17 protein-coding genes are annotated in these 17,767 nt (G+C 51.6%); 14 read left to right on the forward strand and 3 right to left on the reverse strand.

Annotated features, from left to right (window positions below; translation table 11 throughout):
- Positions 1–555: 555 nt before the first annotated feature.
- Positions 556–1,674 (forward strand): nucleotidyltransferase domain-containing protein, encoded by a 1,119-nt coding sequence (locus JWG39_RS12205; RefSeq protein WP_205219695.1) that lies wholly within the window; start codon positions 556–558, stop codon positions 1,672–1,674.
- A gap of 42 nt (positions 1,675–1,716) precedes the next feature.
- Here the strand turns inward: JWG39_RS12205 and JWG39_RS12210 are convergent, their stop codons facing one another.
- The 3 genes from JWG39_RS12210 to JWG39_RS12220 all read right to left on the reverse strand — a co-directional run bounded on the left by JWG39_RS12210 (position 1,717) and on the right by JWG39_RS12220 (position 4,696).
- Positions 1,717–2,895: a M20 metallopeptidase family protein gene (locus JWG39_RS12210; protein WP_205219696.1), complete on the reverse strand. Its 1,179-nt coding sequence runs from the start codon at positions 2,893–2,895 to the stop codon at positions 1,717–1,719.
- An 83-nt stretch (positions 2,896–2,978) separates the two neighbouring features.
- Positions 2,979–4,436, reverse strand: coding sequence for a sodium:solute symporter family protein (locus JWG39_RS12215; protein ID WP_205219697.1), 1,458 nt, complete (start codon positions 4,434–4,436; stop codon positions 2,979–2,981).
- Positions 4,436–4,696: a hypothetical protein gene (locus JWG39_RS12220; RefSeq protein WP_205219698.1), complete on the reverse strand. Its 261-nt coding sequence runs from the start codon at positions 4,694–4,696 to the stop codon at positions 4,436–4,438. The genes JWG39_RS12215 and JWG39_RS12220 overlap by 1 nt, the downstream gene beginning before the upstream one ends.
- A gap of 194 nt (positions 4,697–4,890) precedes the next feature.
- Here JWG39_RS12220 and gpt point away from each other — a divergent pair, with 194 nt between their 5' ends.
- The 13 genes from gpt (at position 4,891) to JWG39_RS12285 (ending at position 17,760) form a co-directional block, all read left to right on the forward strand.
- Complete coding sequence (gene gpt / locus JWG39_RS12225; protein WP_205219699.1) at positions 4,891–5,382, forward strand: xanthine phosphoribosyltransferase; 492 nt, start codon at positions 4,891–4,893, stop codon at positions 5,380–5,382.
- The gene (locus JWG39_RS12230; protein ID WP_205219700.1) at positions 5,379–6,890 is read left to right on the forward strand and encodes an ATP-binding cassette domain-containing protein; all 1,512 of its coding nucleotides are present in this window, start codon (positions 5,379–5,381) and stop codon (positions 6,888–6,890) included. Before gpt ends, JWG39_RS12230 begins: the two co-directional genes overlap by 4 nt.
- Before the next feature lie 15 nt (positions 6,891–6,905).
- Entirely contained in the window at positions 6,906–8,189 is a 1,284-nt protein-coding gene (locus JWG39_RS12235; RefSeq protein ID WP_205219701.1) for a diguanylate cyclase domain-containing protein, read from the forward strand.
- A 273-nt stretch (positions 8,190–8,462) separates the two neighbouring features.
- Complete coding sequence (locus tag JWG39_RS12240; RefSeq protein WP_205219702.1) at positions 8,463–9,155, forward strand: DUF2848 family protein; 693 nt, start codon at positions 8,463–8,465, stop codon at positions 9,153–9,155.
- A gap of 58 nt (positions 9,156–9,213) precedes the next feature.
- A complete protein-coding gene (locus JWG39_RS12245) occupies positions 9,214–10,254 on the forward strand; it encodes a TRAP transporter substrate-binding protein (RefSeq protein ID WP_205219703.1) in 1,041 nt (346 codons plus the stop codon).
- A gap of 78 nt (positions 10,255–10,332) precedes the next feature.
- Entirely contained in the window at positions 10,333–10,905 is a 573-nt protein-coding gene (locus JWG39_RS12250; RefSeq protein ID WP_205219704.1) for a TRAP transporter small permease subunit, read from the forward strand.
- Positions 10,905–12,185: a TRAP transporter large permease gene (locus JWG39_RS12255; RefSeq protein ID WP_369130619.1), complete on the forward strand. Its 1,281-nt coding sequence runs from the start codon at positions 10,905–10,907 to the stop codon at positions 12,183–12,185. The genes JWG39_RS12250 and JWG39_RS12255 overlap by 1 nt, the downstream gene beginning before the upstream one ends.
- Positions 12,186–12,240: 55 nt before the next feature.
- A complete protein-coding gene (locus tag JWG39_RS12260; protein ID WP_205219706.1) occupies positions 12,241–12,972 on the forward strand; it encodes a 5-oxoprolinase subunit PxpA in 732 nt (243 codons plus the stop codon).
- Positions 12,972–13,703 carry a 5-oxoprolinase subunit B family protein gene (locus tag JWG39_RS12265; protein WP_205219707.1) on the forward strand — a complete coding sequence of 244 codons (732 nt, stop codon included), beginning with the start codon at positions 12,972–12,974 and terminating at the stop codon, positions 13,701–13,703. The genes JWG39_RS12260 and JWG39_RS12265 overlap by 1 nt, the downstream gene beginning before the upstream one ends.
- Positions 13,700–14,731, forward strand: coding sequence for a 5-oxoprolinase subunit C family protein (locus tag JWG39_RS12270; RefSeq protein ID WP_205219708.1), 1,032 nt, complete (start codon positions 13,700–13,702; stop codon positions 14,729–14,731). The genes JWG39_RS12265 and JWG39_RS12270 overlap by 4 nt, the downstream gene beginning before the upstream one ends.
- 80 nt (positions 14,732–14,811) lie before the next feature.
- The gene (locus JWG39_RS12275) at positions 14,812–15,804 is read left to right on the forward strand and encodes a TRAP transporter substrate-binding protein (protein WP_338032214.1); all 993 of its coding nucleotides are present in this window, start codon (positions 14,812–14,814) and stop codon (positions 15,802–15,804) included.
- Positions 15,797–16,459: a TRAP transporter small permease gene (locus tag JWG39_RS12280; RefSeq protein WP_240192118.1), complete on the forward strand. Its 663-nt coding sequence runs from the start codon at positions 15,797–15,799 to the stop codon at positions 16,457–16,459. The genes JWG39_RS12275 and JWG39_RS12280 overlap by 8 nt, the downstream gene beginning before the upstream one ends.
- Positions 16,459–17,760 carry a TRAP transporter large permease gene (locus JWG39_RS12285; protein WP_205219709.1) on the forward strand — a complete coding sequence of 434 codons (1,302 nt, stop codon included), beginning with the start codon at positions 16,459–16,461 and terminating at the stop codon, positions 17,758–17,760. Before JWG39_RS12280 ends, JWG39_RS12285 begins: the two co-directional genes overlap by 1 nt.
- Positions 17,761–17,767 lie beyond the last annotated feature (7 nt).

The raw sequence follows: 17,767 nt of genomic DNA on the forward strand, positions 1-17,767 counted from the left end.
GGCAGCCAATGGAAGATCAACAGCGTAAACCCATTTTAGAAAAGTTACACTACCCATGCTCGGGCTATAACTGGCAACAAGCATACATCGAATACTTGGCAAAGAAGAGTCTCAGGTTAGTGTAATGCGAAAACGGGGAATAAAGCGTAAACCACTCATCTTAGTATAGAGTTAAAATGAAGATCATCTCTTGCTTGACAACATCTTGAATGTTTGACGTTTTTTTAAAAAAAAATATTTTTTTTGCAAGGTGCGAAATATAAGTTCTATGATTCCCCATCGTTTATTGAATCCAGATTTTGCTCCTTTGGAGCCTAAGGTTACTGATATCATTTTTCCGCAGTTTACCCATGATGCAGAACCCGGCTTGCATGAAATATCTCCTGCCAGGAGCAGTCTGTATCTGCTTCGTTCCCACGTTAATGCCCGTAACCTGCAAGGGCATGGTGTCTCTGCAATGGCAGCAATAGTCAAGCAGTGCCGGTCATTCACGCTCAGTTATGGCAGTTTCGATGACCTTCCGCACATCTTCAACTCAGATTCAAGGTTGTTTACATGAAACGCTATCCGATACTTGAAGTTTGTGCCAGGGTTGAAGGCCATGAGGTGCAGCATCAGATGTTGCGGGAGTATTGCCAGAATTTTAATGACTGGCAGGGGTTGCTGGTGAGAGCTGAGCGTGAGGGGATGGCTCCATTATTGCGCAAGCACATTCTGGAATCCGAGGCCGAAATTCCGGCAACTGTTCGCAGGAGTTTAAGCCTTCTCTATAAACGCCACAAAAAACAGGCTGTTGTACGGTTGAAGGTTCTTGAGGATATACTTCAGTTGTTTGAGCAGCATCAGTTAACTCCGATCCTGCTGAAAGGTTCTGCACTGTGTTTGACACTTTATCCCGATCCAGCCCTTCGTCCTATGCGGGATATGGACATTCTATTCAGCAGAGCTGAGGTTGACAAAGCGCAGGGGTTGTTGCGTGATGCAGGTTTTGAACAGGCCAATTCTCCGATACCACCAGATCATCATCACTTGCCAGCCCTGCATAAGACCATTGATGATATAAAAGTCTGTTTTGAACTGCACCGGGGATTATATCCGAACTGTCCGCCATACTATCCTGTGGTTGATTTCTATAAGTTAATGGAAGCTGGCCAGATGATTCAGGTTGGTGAGGTGGATGTTTTAACTTTTAGTCATGAAGAGACTCTTCATTATCTGTATCAACATGCATTGCGAGCACCTCTTACATACGAGTCATATAAACTGATTAATATTGCAGACATTATTGGCTACACAGAAAAGTATATTGAAACACTTGAATGGCAGATGATCCAAAAGAGGTTCCCTTTGCTCTTTAATGCATTACCACTTATGCAACACGTATCACCCTGGAATCGTCAGAATGTTTCTGAAGATATTATTGCATCAGTGCAGAAAGAGAGGACTGTCGACCTTGCATCTTTCAATGGTTGGCCCCATAGAAGATTAAAAGATTTTAAGGCAAATGGAATTGGAGTATCCAAGATTTTAAAGGAGACCTTCTTACCATCCATCTGGTGGACACAGATCTATTATGGGAAGACAGGATATCGAGGGTATCTCAATGCTGTTGCACTTAAACACCCACGACATATCTTGTGGTGGAAGCGGTTGTACTCTTCTTTAACGGGATAAAAAAATTTGCAGGGTGAGTGATCCGTAATTTATATGACGAGGTCAGCAGTTCCTTGCGTTTGATATTTCCATCACCAGATTGCAAAGATATTTGACACCGGTTCCAAGGACCTCTTCATTGAATGCAAAATGAGAGTTGTGGTGCGGTGCACAACCCGGAGTGCCGATACCTATAAAGGCATAACATCCCGGAACCTGTTCAAGATAAAAAGCCATGTCTTCCCCTCCCATTGTCGCTTCGGCTTCAATGACATTTTCAGAGCCGACGGTTTCAGCTGCGGCCTGACGGGCAATTTCTGTTACCGCGCTGTCATTGATCAGAGGGGGATAACCAGGTTGATAATCCAGTTTGTATTTGACCCCGGCTGCTGTGCAAACGCCGTTTATCATGGGCTCCAGTCGGGACTCCCAGCCTTTCCATACCTCTTTGTCGAGAGTTCGTGTGGTCCCTGACAGATGAACCTTGTCGGGAATAATATTGAAGGCAGTTCCACCTTGAATTGTCCCGATGGTAACGACTGTGGGGGACAATGGATTCATCTGCCGGCTGACAACACGCTGAAGAGTGTTAATAACCTGTGCCGCTGCATCGACAGGGTCTTTACAGAGATGGGGCATGGCTCCATGGCCGCCTTTGCCGATTATATCAAGGTCGAAACGATCCATTGCCGCCATGAGCGGGCCGGCCTTGAGTGCAATTTTATTTTCAGGAATAGAGGCCCAGAGATGAAGACCGAGGGCATAGTCAACTTTCGGATTGTCAAGCACGCCCTCCTCTATCATCAGCTTTGCACCCCCCGGGCCCTCTTCAGCTGGCTGAAAGACAAATTTAATCTGTCCACTGAACTGGTTTTTTAACTCCTTGAGGATCAGTGCTGTTCCAAGGAGGATTGCTATATGACCGTCGTGACCGCAGGCGTGCATGAACCCCGGGTGGGTGGAAGCGAAGGGGAGGCCGGTTTCCTCTGCAATCGGCAGTCCGTCTATATCTGATCGAAGCAGAAGTGTTTTCCCTGGACCGTTTCCCTTGAGAAGGGCTGTAACTCCAGTTTTGGCAATGCCGGTTGTGACTTCAAAACCTGCCTGTTCCAGCGTTCTGGCGATAAATGACGACGTTTTAACTTCGTTGAAACCTGTTTCTGGAATTTTATGCAGCGCACGTCGCAGTTCAATAATACCAGGCAGTTTTGTCTGCACATACTCTTTAATTTTTTGTTTCATAACGATTTTCTGAGTGGAGTGTGAAAAAATAAGGTGCAGACGACAACCTGTCCTGTTCCCTGAACAGGTTGTCTGCCCCTTTTTTACAGGTTGATAAATTTATCCACGTGTTTCTTGTCCATGGGAGGCGTAAGAAAAGAAACGACAATAAGAACAATAAAATTAAGAATCAAACCTTGCAGGCCTGGGTGGATTCCGGCATATTTCGGGACAATTTGAAGGACGATCAGATAGTTGAAAACAACTCCCGTGATCACCCCGCAAATAACTCCTGCCTTTGTTGCCCGGGGCCAGAAGAAGGTGGCGATCGTTACCGGCAGCAGCTGCACAATGGAACCATACGCTCCAAGGAGCAGAGAAACGATGGTTTGACCACCAAAAATTGCAACCATATAACTGATCAATCCAAAACCAATAACTGAAACCCGAATCCATACCGTTGCTTCTTTCTGAGTATGTTTTTTCTTTTTCAGTGGTTCAATCAGGTCCTGAGTGAAGATGGCCCCGGCTGCATGGGTAATTGTGTCCTGGGTGGACATGGCTGCTGCGAGAGCTGCGGCAAGAACAAGTCCGATGGCGAGTGGACTGAAGTTCATATTGGCAAACATCCACGGAAGAATTTTGTCCGGGGCACCAAGGGTTTGCGGGTCAACTTGCAGGATGCCGGCAAAACCGATAAAAAGAACTGGAACAAGAAAAATGGCAAAAGTAGGGTACCACATGATGGTTCTTTTCAGGGTCTTTTCGCTCTCTGCTGTATAGGCTTTCATGAAAAGGTGGGGCCACATGGAAAAGCCAAGAACGGAGACAATCAAGGCGGAAGCATAAGGCATATAGTCCATTTTTGTTCCGGGACCAACCAGAAGGTGAGTCGGCATTGCTTCAGCAATTTTTGTGAACATGGCTGTAGGGCTGCCGTATAGAGAATACGCGAAGTAGAGGCCGAGTACCCAGGCGGTGACTACCATGAAAACACCTTGAAACACGTTGGTCCATGCAACAGCCCGGACCCCGCCATAGAAGACATAGGCGACAACAACAACATAGGCAATAAGTGCACCTGCCCAGAAAGGGATTCTGCCTCCGGAAGCTATTTCAAAGACATACGCACTGCCTTTCATCTGCAGAGTGATGTACTGGATAAAGGCCAGGATTGAGATAATGGCGATTATGATGGAGAGAGCTTTGGATTGAAAGCGATCAGCAAAAAGTTGTGCCTGAGTTACATATTTAAATTTTTGTCCCGCTCGTGCAGCCTTTGGTCCCCAGATCCACCAGGGGACGAGGCCCAGAGCGCAGTATCCCATAATATAGTAAGAGGCTGCCCCTTTTGAGTAGGCCCATCCCGGGCCTCCCAGATAGGCAAATGCGCTGAAAATGGCACCTCCCATCAAAAAATAAAGTACAATAAAGCCCAGGCTGCGGTTTGCGGCAATGTACTCCTGTACCGAGTTTTCTCTGCCCCGCCCGGCAAAGGCTCCGATGCAGAATACGATGCAGAGATAAAGCAGTATGACTCCGAGGGTAATTATCCAGTCCATTATTTTGTCCCCTTATCTGAGAGATAGAGTGCTGTCAGTATGACAAATTCAGCAGCAATCAGCATGACCACTGTAAACAGGCCCAATGGCATGCCCCAGATAATGGGAAACACTTTATTGGCAAACAGCCAGTAAAATGCCTGCGCGAGAGTGATAAGTGCCAGCAGTGTAAAAAATACAATGGCTTTGATTTTGTCTTTCTGTGGGGTGCCAGGTCTGAAGAGTTGCAGGCCCGGACCGATTTTGTCTCTGTCTCCCATGGTACATCTCCTGTGATTGAAAAAATTAAAATGAAAAAAATAAAGGATACACCCCTGCTGTAAAAGCGAAATGTTTCCAACATGTTAAAGAACTATACTGCGTCAAGAGTGGTTTCACAATAAACACCATAATTGTAATATGAGGGTCCCATGAGAACTTCTACAATAACTTTCTCCCCTGACAGGAGCACGAAATGAGCAACACGTATCAGAGAACCTATCCTATTTCCTGGGACCAGCTTCACCGGGACGCGCGCGCCCTGTCGTGCCTGCTGCTTGATACCGGAAAATTCTTTAAGGGGATCATCGCCATCACCCGCGGCGGTCTTGTCCCGGCGGCGATTATTGCCCGTGAACTGGATATCCACAAGGTGGATACCATCTGCATTTCCAGCTACGACTGGAAAGATAAAAAGAGTGAGGCGCAAATTCTCAAGGGATTTACCGGTGGTGGAGATGGCGAGGGGTGGCTGTTGATTGACGACCTTGTTGACACCGGCAACACTGCGCAGATTGTGAAGAATCTCGTTCCCAAAGCACACTTTGCCACGGTTTATGCCAAGCCCGCCGGTAAGCCGCTGGTGGATACCTTTGTCACAGAGGTCAACCAGGAAACGTGGATTCTCTTCCCCTGGGATACTGAAACGACCTTTGTTGAACCTCTTGCCGTACGGGAACGGCTGTGAGTGAGGTGTTGATCCGGTTGGAAGGGATCAGCAAATCCTTCGGCAAGGTTCGGGCGAACAGCAATGTGAGCCTGGAGATTGTCGGTGGTCGAGTGCTCGCGCTGCTCGGAGAAAACGGCGCGGGAAAATCGACTCTGATGTCGATTCTTGCCGGACAGCTGCGGCCGGACTCCGGCACTGTCTCTGCCCGTGGCCAGGTGCTGCATCTTACTTCGCCGGAGGAGGCGATTGCTGCCGGTATCGGTATGGTCTATCAGCATTTCAAACTGGTGGAAGCGATGACAGTGGCGGAAAATGTCTTCCTTGGTCACAGGCAGATGTTCCTCAACCGGCGGAGAATGGAGGTTGAGGTGGAGGCTCTTGCCTCGCGGTTCGGCATGTCCGTGAAACCCTCCGCAGTGATTCGGGATCTCTCCATGGGTGAACGGCAGCAGGTAGAGATTCTCAAACTGCTCTACCGCAGGTCTGAGGTGCTGATTTTTGATGAACCTACCGCCGTGCTCACTCCTGCAGAGGCGGAGAACCTCTTTGCCACCATGCGCCTGATGCTGGCGCAGGGTAAGGGAATTGTCTTTATCAGCCACAAGCTCGAAGAGGTTATGTCGGTGGCCGATGATATTGCCATTCTGCGGCGGGGCGAGATTGTTGACACCGTGCCGGTCAAGGATGTTTCATCCACCGCCGATCTGGCGGAGCGGATGGTGGGTCGGAAGGTGTTGCTTGAGGTGGAAAAAAAGTCGGTGGAGATCCGGCAACAGGTCCTTTCCCTCGACGGCCTCGGCTGGAGTGAGCAGGATGGCGGGGTGTCGTTTGAACTGCGTCAGGGGGAAATTCTCGGTATCGTCGGCGTGGCGGGTAATGGACAGAAGGAGCTGGTGGAGACGGTCTGCGGCATGTGCAAACCACACTCCGGTACGGTGCGTATCCTTGGCAGGGAGTGGGGAGAGTTCTTCCGCACCGCCGCCGACGATCCCGAGAACACGCTTGCCTGGATCGCTGAGGATCGCCAGGGGCTTGCCACCTGTCCAAGCCTTGATCTGCTCGACAATTTTCTCCTCACCACCCGCCGCAGTTTCTCCAGGGGACCCGGTAAATTTTTCCTTTTTCGGGAAGAGGCGCGTAAACGTGCAGAATATCTGCTCAAGACCTTCGACGTCCGCCCGCCAGACCTCTCCGCTGCCGGCTGGCAACTCTCCGGCGGGAATCTGCAGAAGATGGTTCTTGCCCGTGAATTTTACCGTAAACCGCGGCTCATCGTTGCCGAGCAGCCCACCCAGGGACTTGATATCTCTGCCATGGAAGAGGTGTGGAAGCTTTTGCTCAAGGCTCGTGAAGCCGCAGGAATTCTTCTTGTAACCGGCGACCTTACCGAGGCTCTGACCCTTTCCGACCGCATTGGCGTGATGTTTGACGGCCGCCTGCTCGCCTGTTTTCCGGTAGAGGATACGGTAAACCTCGCGGCTGTGCCGCAGATGATGGCGGGGATATGTGAGGAGTGTGCAGCGTAAAAAAGGAGTAACGACATGAAAAAAAACATCTTTACATTTATTTTCCAGTCTCCTGATAGCGAGGTTGAGGAAGGAGCAGGGGGTGTTGAACGTCACAAGGTGAATCGGATCCGCTGGGGGTTCCTGTTTGTCATAACTCTTCTCTGGTTTCTTTTTATATATATCCTGTTCTACTGGAACCTGTCCCGCAGTCGAGAATTTCACATCGGAGAGAATGTTCGTGCCGCCCGATCCTTTTTTGAAATGGTCGTTGTTGCCCGGCGCTGGAACGCCGAACAGGGAGGTGTTTATGTCCCGGTGACCGATAAACTCCAGCCCAATCCGTGGCTGAAGGATCCTCTGCGGGATGTTGTCACCCGTGGAGGAATGGAACTTACCATGATTAACCCCGCTTTTATGACCCGTCTCATCTCTGAGGATTCCAGCACGAGCAAACTCGTCGATTTCCATATCACCAGCCTCAAGCCTCTTCGACCCGGTAATGCGGCCCGGGCGTGGGAGAAAGATCCTCTTAAGGATTTTGAAAGGAAGAAGATAAAAGAGTACTGGTATGTGGACGATACAAGGGAAAGGTTTCACTATATCGCGCCGCTCTATACAGAGGAGAGCTGCCTTGACTGCCACAGGGAGCAGGGCTATAAGGTGGGGGATATCCGGGGCGGGATCAGCGTAAATTTTCATATTCCCGAGCAGCGTATCTGGCCGCTCGCGGTCAATATGCTGCTGGTTGGCGGGGTGGGAGCCGCAATAATACTCTTCTTTGGCCGTCAGCTTATCCGTTCCTTTGATACTGTTGAAAAGCTGGCAGAGGTAGACAGCCTCACAAAGCTCGCCAATCGGCGTCGTTTCTCCCTGACATTTCACCGGGAGTTTTCCCTCGCCCGGCGAAACGGAACGTCTTTGTCCATGATCCTCTGCGATATCGATTATTTCAAGCCGTACAATGACAATTACGGCCATCCGGAAGGTGACAACTGCCTGCGCCACGTTGCCAGGGCCCTCGCTGAAGAGATCAAGCGCCCTGGAGACCTGCTCGCCCGCTACGGCGGTGAGGAGTTCATTGTCATCCTGCCGGAGACCAGCGCAGAGGGCTGTCGGAGGGTTGCAGAGTTGCTGCGGGAGAAGGTGGAGCAGCAGCACATCCCCCATGAATTCGGAGCCGGAAGTCCATGGTTGACGATGAGTTTCGGCTGCAGTACTTTCTGCGACGAGGATATTTCAGAGGAGGAATTTCTTAATCGGGTTGATCAGGCACTCTACCGCGCGAAAGAGAAGGGGCGAAACAGGGTTGAGGGGTAAAGCCGGAAGGAATTTCTTCTGCTGTATTTTTTCTGTTCTGAATTCTTCTTCTGTGGAAGTTGGCAGCCGGGAGAGTGTTATATTGTTATTTTAAGTTTTGAAATATCTTAAAAAAAACAGTGTGTTAATAGATAATAATTACATATATGTTATAAAAATATAAAAAATATCGATAATTGCTTTGGAGTGTGGCATTATGACCATTATGTCGAATTTTTCCATGCGTTATCCGAGTGCTGGTGGACAGAATGTGGGGCTGAGAAAGGAGTCAGCATGAAAAAAGAAATAAAAGTGATGGGAAAAAATGGAGAGGTAAAGAACGCTCTCCTCAGCATCGAATGCTGTGTCGCCGCTGGTTATACCGGACGTCGGCAGGATGTTGTTCAGTCTCACATAGAGGAGTTACAGAAACTTGGAATCCCGACTCCCTACTCTGTTCCGGCCCTCTACTGGATTTCGCCGCATCGGATAAGAGATGGAAACGAGATATATGTTGTCGGTGAGTACAGCAGCATGGAGGTTGAATTTTTTCTTGCCTTGGATGAACATGGCCGTCGATATTTCACTGTGGCCAGTGATCATACAGACCGTGAACTGGAATCTGTCTCTACCTCCAAGTCGAAACAGATTTGTGACAAAATTATTGGAGATGAGTTTTGGTTTGTTGATGAGGTTGACGATCACTGGGACGGGATCCAGCTGCAGGCCCGGGTGATGGTGGCCGGAAAGTGGCAGAAATACCAGAACGGTGTTTTGGGGGATCTTCTCCACTGGAATGATTTGGAGAAGATCATTGCCAGAGATAACGTAGCTTCAGGCACCCTCGCCATTTTCGGCGGGACATTGCCGATTATTGCCGAAGGGACGATTTATTCAGAGGCCTGCGAAATCACGATGATTGACCCTTTTCTCTCCCGGTCAATTACAAAACAGTACAGAGTTCACATCCTTCCAGACAGAAGCTGACGTATCAATCCATACCGCTTTCGTCACAGTATGGCGAAAATCTTTTACAGGGAGCACAATGATGATTTCTAAAACAGTTGCAGCTGCACTTGTTGCAGTCCTTTTTTCATCGACTGCCGTTTTTGCCGCGCCGGACAGATTACGTGTTGTGGGAAGCTGGAACAGTTTGACACTGTATAAAAATTTTGAAGAACCTTTCTGGACAAAAACGATTCCAGCCGAATTTGGGAGCAAGGTGAACATGACCTCCCTTTCCCAGGTGAAGTTGAAAGGTCCCGCAGTAGTTCGCCAGATGAAGATGGGCGTGTTTGATGTGGTGAATACCGTTGCGGATTATATCGTTTCCGACTGCCCTGATCTGGCGGGTCTTGATTTACCTGGAATTACCACTGATCTTGAGACGGCTCGCAAGACCGTGGAGGCGTATCGGCCCGAGCTTGAGAAGTATCTGGCACGGGATTTCGATGTAAAACTGCTCAGTGTGACCCCTTATCCGGCACAGGTCCTTTTCAGCCGGGTGCCCCTGAAGTCTCTTGGTGATTTAAAAGGGAAAAAAATTCGTGCTTCCGGCTGGACAACCTCGGAATTTGTGACTGCCATCGGTGCTACGGGAGTGACTCTTTCCTTCAGTGAGGTGCCTCAGGCTCTGCAGCGTGGTGTGGTGGATGCCGCCATTACGGGTTCGCTTTCAGGCTACTCTGCGGGGTGGGGTGAGGTTTCCTCATATCTCTATCCGCTGCCCGTTGGCGGCTGGGATTACGTTGTTGGAGTAATGTCGCTGAACACCTGGGACAAATTCTCCGCCGAGGAACAGACCAAATTGATGCACCTCGTGAAGAAAGATCTTGAGGATCCGGGCTGGGCTGTTGCCGGGCAGGAGACTCTCGAGGGTGTGCAGTGTCTCACCGGAGGAGACTGTCCCCACGGCAATGCTCTTTCTCTGACTCTGGTCCCCGTGACGGATGCGGACAGAAGCCGGGTAAAAGAGGTGTTGATTTCCAACGTACTGCCAGCTCTCGCAGAAAAAGTGAAGCCTGAAACAATGACCTCCTGGAACGAGACAATCGGGAAGGTGGTCGGCATAAAAGCAAAGCAGTAAATCCGGGCGGCAGGCGGGTGTGAAAGGCAGGTGCGGGGCATTGTGTTCCGCACCGTAATTTTTTAAGAGAGTCAGGATATGGATATTGTTCACAAAGTGGAGAAAGTCTCACAGGCTGCCTCCTGGGGCGGCGGTCTCCTGTTGCTGCTGACGGCGGTATTGATTGTCGTGGAGATTGTACTGCGCAAGGTTTTCTCCATATCCCTTGGTGGAACGGATGAATTGTCGAGGTATGCCCTTGCCATCAGCTGCAGCTGGGGCTTCAGCTTTGCCCTCTTTCGAAAGTCTCATATCCGTATCGATATCCTCTACCGACTCTGTCCGCAGAGGTTGCAGCAATACCTTGATATTTTATCCCTGAGCCTGTTCCTCATCTATCTCGGAGTTGTCAGCTGGTTTGCCTGTTTTGTGCTGAAGACTTCACTGGTGCGACATTCTACGGCCAATACCCCGCTTGCGACTCCCCTGTGGATTCCACAGAGTCTCTGGCTGGCTGGCCTGATCTGGTTCTGTATTGTGATTCTGGTGCTGTTGACGGTTACGGTCTGGCGGCAGATAAAGGGCAACCGCAGGGAGAGTGAGGATTTTGCCTCTATTGTCACTCTTGAAGAGGAGATTGAAGAGATAGAGGAAGTGGGAGATAAATCATGATTATTGGTGCGACCCTTGTCCTTCTTCTGGTTCTCCTGCTCTGCAGTGTGCCGGTCGCGACAGCTCTTGTTATTCTCGGGCTCTCCATCGGTGCGTTGTTTTCAGATTATCCGCTTTACAGAGCGGTGGGGGAGATAACCTGGTCTGCGAGCACAGATTTTCTCCTGCTTTCCATTCCTCTCTTTGTCATGCTGGGCGAGATTCTGCTGCGTGCCGGAATTGCCAGGCGAACCTATAATGCCCTTAACCAGTGGCTCTGCTGGTTGCCGGGTGGACTGCTGCAGGCCAATATCGGGACCTCGGCCCTGTTTGCGGCAACTTCCGGCTCCTCCGTGGCCACTGCCGCAACGATTACCACTGTGGCACTGCCCCAGGGGCGGAGGTTCAAATACTCTGAAAAGCTCTTTTGTGGTTCGATTGCCGCAGGAGGGACGCTCGGGATTCTCATTCCTCCATCCATCAATCTTATTGTTTATGGTTTTTTGACTAATACCTCTATTCCACGCCTCTTCCTCGCGGGCATTGTGCCGGGGATAATTCTCGCCATCCTTTTTATGACCTGTATTGCAGTGGCCTGCATGGTTAATCCGGCATTGAGCGGGGGGCGACAGCGTTACAGCTGGGAGGCTCGGATTCACGGGCTGCTTGACCTCATTCCGGTGTTCATTATCTTTTTTGTGGTGATCGGTTCTATCTATGCAGGACTGGCTACGCCGACGGAATCAGCAGCTCTCGGAGTCCTCGCATCTCTGCTGCTGGCCTTGATTCACCGGACGGTAAACGTGAAGTTTTTTCAACAGGTGTTTGAAGGGACAATGCGAACCAGCGCGATGATCATGCTGATTCTCATTGCAGCCAACTTTCTCAATTTTATCCTTGATTCCATTGGCCTTGCAGATATGCTCAAGGAGTTTGTCTTTGGACTGGGAACTTCTCCGCTGCAGACGCTGCTCATCGTTATTGCGCTCTATATTGTTCTCGGTTTTTTCGTGGAGACCCTCTCTTTGATGGTCATTACTATTCCGATTATTGCACCAGTCTTGATTGGTCTTGGGTATGATCCCATCTGGTTCGGTGTGGTGCTGATTCTGCTGATTGAGATGGCACTGATTACTCCACCAGTGGGGCTGAACCTCTATGTAGTGCAGGGCGTACGGCGCACGGGTTCCATCAGTGACGTCATGGTGGGAGCAGCTCCCTTTGTGGTGATGATCGCGATTATGATTGTACTTTTGATAATTTTCCCGAATATTGCCCTCTATTTCACTCAATTTGTATAAAAGTACAGAACGATATGCTGTCAGCAGAGCTCTAAATTTAAAGGAAGAGGAAAAGATGAAACTCAACTGTGATATGGGAGAAGGCTTTGGCCGCTACTCTTTTGGCTGGGATGAAGGCATTATGCCCCACGTCCAGATGGCGAATATCGCCTGCGGATTCCACGCCGGAGACCCGGGTGTAATGGCAGAGACGGTGCGCATGGCAAAGGAGCACGGTGTGGAGATCGGAGCCCATCCCGGTTATCCGGATCTGCAGGGCTTTGGCCGGCGGAATATGGGCCTGTCGCCCGATGAGGTGCGGTGCATTGTTCTCTACCAGACGGGTGCGCTTGATGCCTTCTGCCGGGCATCAGGCACACAGCTTTCCTATGTTAAACCTCATGGGGCCTTGTACAATACGATGATGCGTGACGATGCTGTTCTTGGCGCGGTGATGGATGCTGTGGTGACATGCAATCCGCAGCTGCGGTTGATGCTGCAGTCCACCGCCCGTTATGCGCACCATCAAAAGATGGCGGAGAAACGGGGCCTTTCTCTGTATCTGGAGGCCTTTGCCGACCGTGCGTACGAAGAGGATGGTACCCTGCGTAACCGTGCTCTTGAGGGAGCTGTCCTTGACGGTGAGGGGGTGCGTGAACGCGTGAGAACTCTCTGCGAAGAAGGAATTATCGTGGCGATTACCGGCAAAGAACTGAAATTTCCGGTGGACAGCATCTGTGTGCATGGTGATAACGAATCCGGTGTGAAGCAGATTGCCACCATTCGTGCCATGCTTGAGGCGAAGTGATGACTGTGCCTCCTGCCCTCGAATTTCTTCCCTGCGGGGATACTGCCCTCTGCGTTCAGTTTGGCGAGGTTGTGGATCGGGATCTCTGCCTCAGGGTGGTACAATTGAAGGAGGCGGTGAGCCGGGCCGCGCTGCCCGGAGTGGTGGAAACGGTCCCTACCTATCGCTCTCTGCTGGTTCACTACAACCCGCTGCAGACGAGTGCGGAGGAGTTGAAAGATGCGCTGTCCGGGCTTGTGGAGGAGGGCAGTGACGTTACACGTGAGGTAAAACGCTGGCTGATGCCGCTCTGCTGTGACAGCGAATTTGCCTGGGATCTTGCTGATCTCTCAACGCAGCTGCAGCGCAGTGAAGCAGAAATTCGGCAGATTCTCTTTGAGACGGAACTTTTTATCTACATGATTGGCTTTACCATGGGCCTGCTTTACTTCGGGGATTTCCCGCAGTTTCAGCAGGTGTCGCGGCGTACCAGTCCACGCACGAAGCTGGCTGCGGGAGCGGTGGCTGTCGCGCAGGGTTCCGGGGTAATCTATCCGGTGGAGAGTCCCGGAGGCTGGAACGTGATCGGGAATACTGCCGCACCGCTTTTTGATGTGCGCCGTGATCCGCCATCTCTTTTTACCCCCGGCGACACCATCCGCTTTCAGACTGTGGACCGCGCGGAGCATGAGCGTATCGCAAAGGCGGTGGCCCGTGGAGAGTATGAGCTGCAGTGGGAGGCAGGAAAATGAGTGCACTGAAGGTAACGGAGGGTGGTTTCTGCACCACTGTGCAGGATCTCGGACGATTCGGCTGCCAGGCGATGGCTGTGCCGGTCTGCGGGGTGCGCGATGCCGATGCCCTGCGTCTCGCCAACCGACTGGTCGGCAACGAAGAGGGAATGGAGGGGCTGGATATTATCTTCAGTGGCCCCGCTTTTGAGGTGGCGGCTGATTCCGTGCGAATTGCACTGGCCGGAGCTGAAGTTGCCCTGGAAATTGAGGTGCCTGGCGCGAAGAAAAAACGGCTGATTCCCGCCGGAGAGAGCGTGCGCCTTAAGCGGGGAACCCGGTTTGGCGTTGGTTCGTTCAGCGACAGTTTCTGTTGTGTGCTTGCGGTGGAGGGCGGCTTTGCAGTGGAGAAAATCCTTGGCAGTCGTTCCACCTGTATTGCCGGAAAATTTGGCGGCTTCGAGGGGAGGCATCTTCAAGAGGGTGATTCCCTTCCTCTGCAGCTGGAGAGTGTTGCAAAACGGCCGGAGCGACTGCTCGCCGGCTGGTTTTATCGCAGTGGGACCGACGGCAGTGCCGTGATCCGCGTGGTGCCGGGACCGCAGGAGGAGTATTTTACCGCAGAGGCCCGCGAAACATTTTATGCTGGCCGCTATACGGTAACAGCGCAGTCCAACAGCATGGGGCTGCGCCTGGAAGGGCCGTCGCTGAGGCACAGCAGCCGTGGCTTTAACCTTGTCTCCGACGGGATTGTCACCGGCGCTATCCAGGTGCCGGGCAACGGGATGCCGATTATCCTTTTCAATGACCACCAGATTACCGGCGGATATCCGAAGATTGCCACCGTTATTTCCGCCGATCTTGCCACCCTCGGCAGGCTGGGACCAGGAGCGGAGATTTCCTTCAAACCGCTCACAGTGGCTGCAGCGGAGCAGGTGCGCCGCAACCATGAACGCTACTTTCAGCAGATGTGCAGACAGATTTGTGAAGTTTGCTCGTCGAAGGAGGCGCTGGCCCTGCGTCTCGCCGCGTGTAATCTTCTTGACTGAGGCTGTAGTACGATGACCGGAGCAGACTTCGCACCGTGCGGGGGCTCTGAACACTCTTAACCCGTAAAAGGAGAACAGCTGTGAACGTATCGAAAAATATCGTTGCCGGGATTGCCGGCCTGAGTTCCACTCTCATTCTCAGTGGCGCCGCTCTCGGTGTTACCTGGGATATGCCTACCCCTTATCCCGACAAGACCTTTCACACCGAGAATATCATTGAGTTTGCCAAAGATGTAGAAAAAAAGAGCGGTGGCGAGCTGAAGATCAAAGTGCATTCTGCCGGATCGCTGTTTAAACATGCGGAGATTAAAAACGCCGTGCGCGGAGGCCAGGTGCCCATCGGGGAGTTTATCCTTTCCCGTATTTCCAATGAAAACCCGATCTTCGGGGCAGATTCTCAGCCTTTTTTTGCCACCAACTATGACGAGGCAGGGAAGCTGTGGCAGGTGCAGAAACCGATTGTGGTGCGGTTGCTTGATAAAGAAGGAATGATTCCGCTCTTCTCCGTACCGTGGCCGCCGCAGAACCTCTATACCAAAAAAGAGATCAAGACGGTTGACGATCTCAAAGCACTGAAATTTCGTGCCTACAATGCAACTCAGGAGAAGCTGGCCAAAGAACTTGGTGCCGCTCCTGTTGCGGTGGAAGTACCGGATATCCCCCAGGCTTTTGCCACCGGACGTGTTGAAGCAATGCTGACGTCTCCCTCCACCGGGGCCAACTCAAAATCGTGGGACTTTGTTAACTATTACAGTGATATTCAGGCATGGTTACCGAAAAACGTGGTAGTGGTCAGTAAACGGGCTTTCCGCAAACTTGATAAGAAGACTCAGCAGGCTGTGCTGGATGCAGCCGCCGAGGCGGAAAAGCGTGGCTGGGAGATGAGCCGGGCGGAGACGGCCGCCAAGACACAGATTCTTGAAGAGAATGGCATGAACATGGTTCATCCTTCTGCCGAGTTGATGACTGGACTGAAAAATATCGGCGACAATATGATTATCGACTGGCAGAAGAGTGCCGGTCCGGATGGGAAGACGCTGGTTGAGGAGTATCGGAAGCTTACTTTTGAGTAAACTGCCCGTTGTGCCGCCAGCCTTCTTTCTCCAGGCTGGCGGTTGTTATTCACTGGCACCGCCAGCGGTGCCATACCTTGGATTTTTCATGCGCACGTTCCTCAATGGTCTTTATACCCTTGGCGGCTGGCTTGGTGCTGGCTGTATCGCAGCGATCTGTCTGCTGGTTTTTTCTCAGGTGGGGCTCAATCTGATTGATCGTATCTCCTCCGCCACCACTGGTCATGCTATTGGTATGACCATTCCCTCCTACGCTGATTTTACCGGCTTTCTGCTTGCGGCCGGAGCATTTCTCTCTCTTGCCTGGACCCTGCGGCAGGGCGGCCATATCCGCGTTTCGCTGGTAACTTCGCATCTCCCGGACCGATTTCAATTCTGGGTGGATATCTGGTGTCTCGCGGTGGCTTCCACCGTCACCGCCTTCTTTACCTGGTACACCGCGCTGCTGGTGCTGGAGTCGTGGCATTATAACGATCTCTCCGCCGGGATGATTGCTGTGCCTTTGTGGATTCCGCAGTTTTTTATGTTTTTTGGTCTGTTTATTCTTACCGTGGCGCTGATTGATGATTTCGTTCTCAGTGTCACCGGACATATTCCCGTCTCGTCCCGGAAAGCCGGGGCCGAAGATTTGACCGGTAACGAGGAGGGAATCTGATGCCAGAACTGTTTCTTGCCCTTTTCTTGTTGATTCTACTTTTTGCCCTTCTTGCGGGCGGACTGTGGGTGGCTTTTTCTCTTTTGGTTGTTGGCATGACCGGGATGGTGCTGTTTACCGATGCGCCCCTCGGCAGTGTGCTGGCGACTACGGTGTGGGGGGCGAGTAACAGCTGGTCGCTGGCCGCTCTGCCACTTTTTATATGGATGGGGGAAATCCTTTTCCGGTCGCGACTCTCCGAGGATATGTTTGCCGGACTCGCACCCTGGCTGACTCATCTTCCCGGACGGCTGGTGCATGTGAATATTCTTGGCTGCGCTCTCTTTGCGGCGGTCTCCGGTTCCTCGGCGGCCACGGCGGCAACCATCGGCAAGATGAGTATCCCCGAGTTGAAGCGGCGGGGTTACCCTGAATCGCTTATTCTCGGTTCTCTTGCCGGTTCGGCCACCCTCGGTCTGCTCATCCCGCCCTCCATTATTCTTATTGTCTACGGGGTGGCCACCGAGCAGTCGATTGCGCGGTTGTTCGTTGCCGGAGTGTTGCCCGGGGTGTTGTTGATCGGGCTTTTTATTGCGTATGTGACGGTCTGGTCATTTCTTCATCCTGGGGCAATTCCGGAAGAGAAGGTAGAGATCAGCCTGCGTGGCAAGCTGAAGGGATTGACGTTGCTTATGCCGGTGACGCTGTTGATTTTCGGGGTGATCGGTTCGATATATTCAGGGATTGCCTCGCCGACCGACGCAGCCGCTGTCGGCGTGGTACTGGCGCTGGGGTTGTCAGCGTGGAGTGGTACCCTCAACCGGCAGAATTTTATTGACGGCCTGCTCGGGGCGACGAAAACCTCCTGCATGATCTCTTTTATCCTTGCCGGGGCCGCGTTCCTTACGGTGGCGATGGGCTTTACCGGTATCCCCAAAATGCTGGCAGTATGGATCAGCGGTATGGGGCTGTCGCATTACACTCTGCTCGCTGCGCTGACAGTTTTCTTTATTGTTATGGGCTGTTTCCTCGACGGTATATCCGTGGTGGTGCTGACGACCTCGGTCATCATGCCGATGGTGGAGCAGGCCGGGATTGATGTCCTGTGGTTCGGCATCTTTGTGGTCATTGTGGTGGAAATGGCGCAGATTACGCCGCCAGTTGGTTTTAATCTTTTTGTTATTCAGGGATTGACTGGAATTGACATTCTGCGTATTGCTGCAGCAGCACTGCCTTTTTTCCTGCTTCTCATGCTGGGACTGGTCCTGATTTCGGTTTTTCCGCAGATTGTGACGGTGCTGCCGATGATGATGGGGGGCTGATTTTTTC

Source organism: Desulforhopalus vacuolatus, from assembly GCF_016918505.1.
In the GTDB taxonomy this organism is placed as follows: Bacteria; Desulfobacterota; Desulfobulbia; order Desulfobulbales; family Desulfocapsaceae; genus Desulforhopalus; species Desulforhopalus vacuolatus.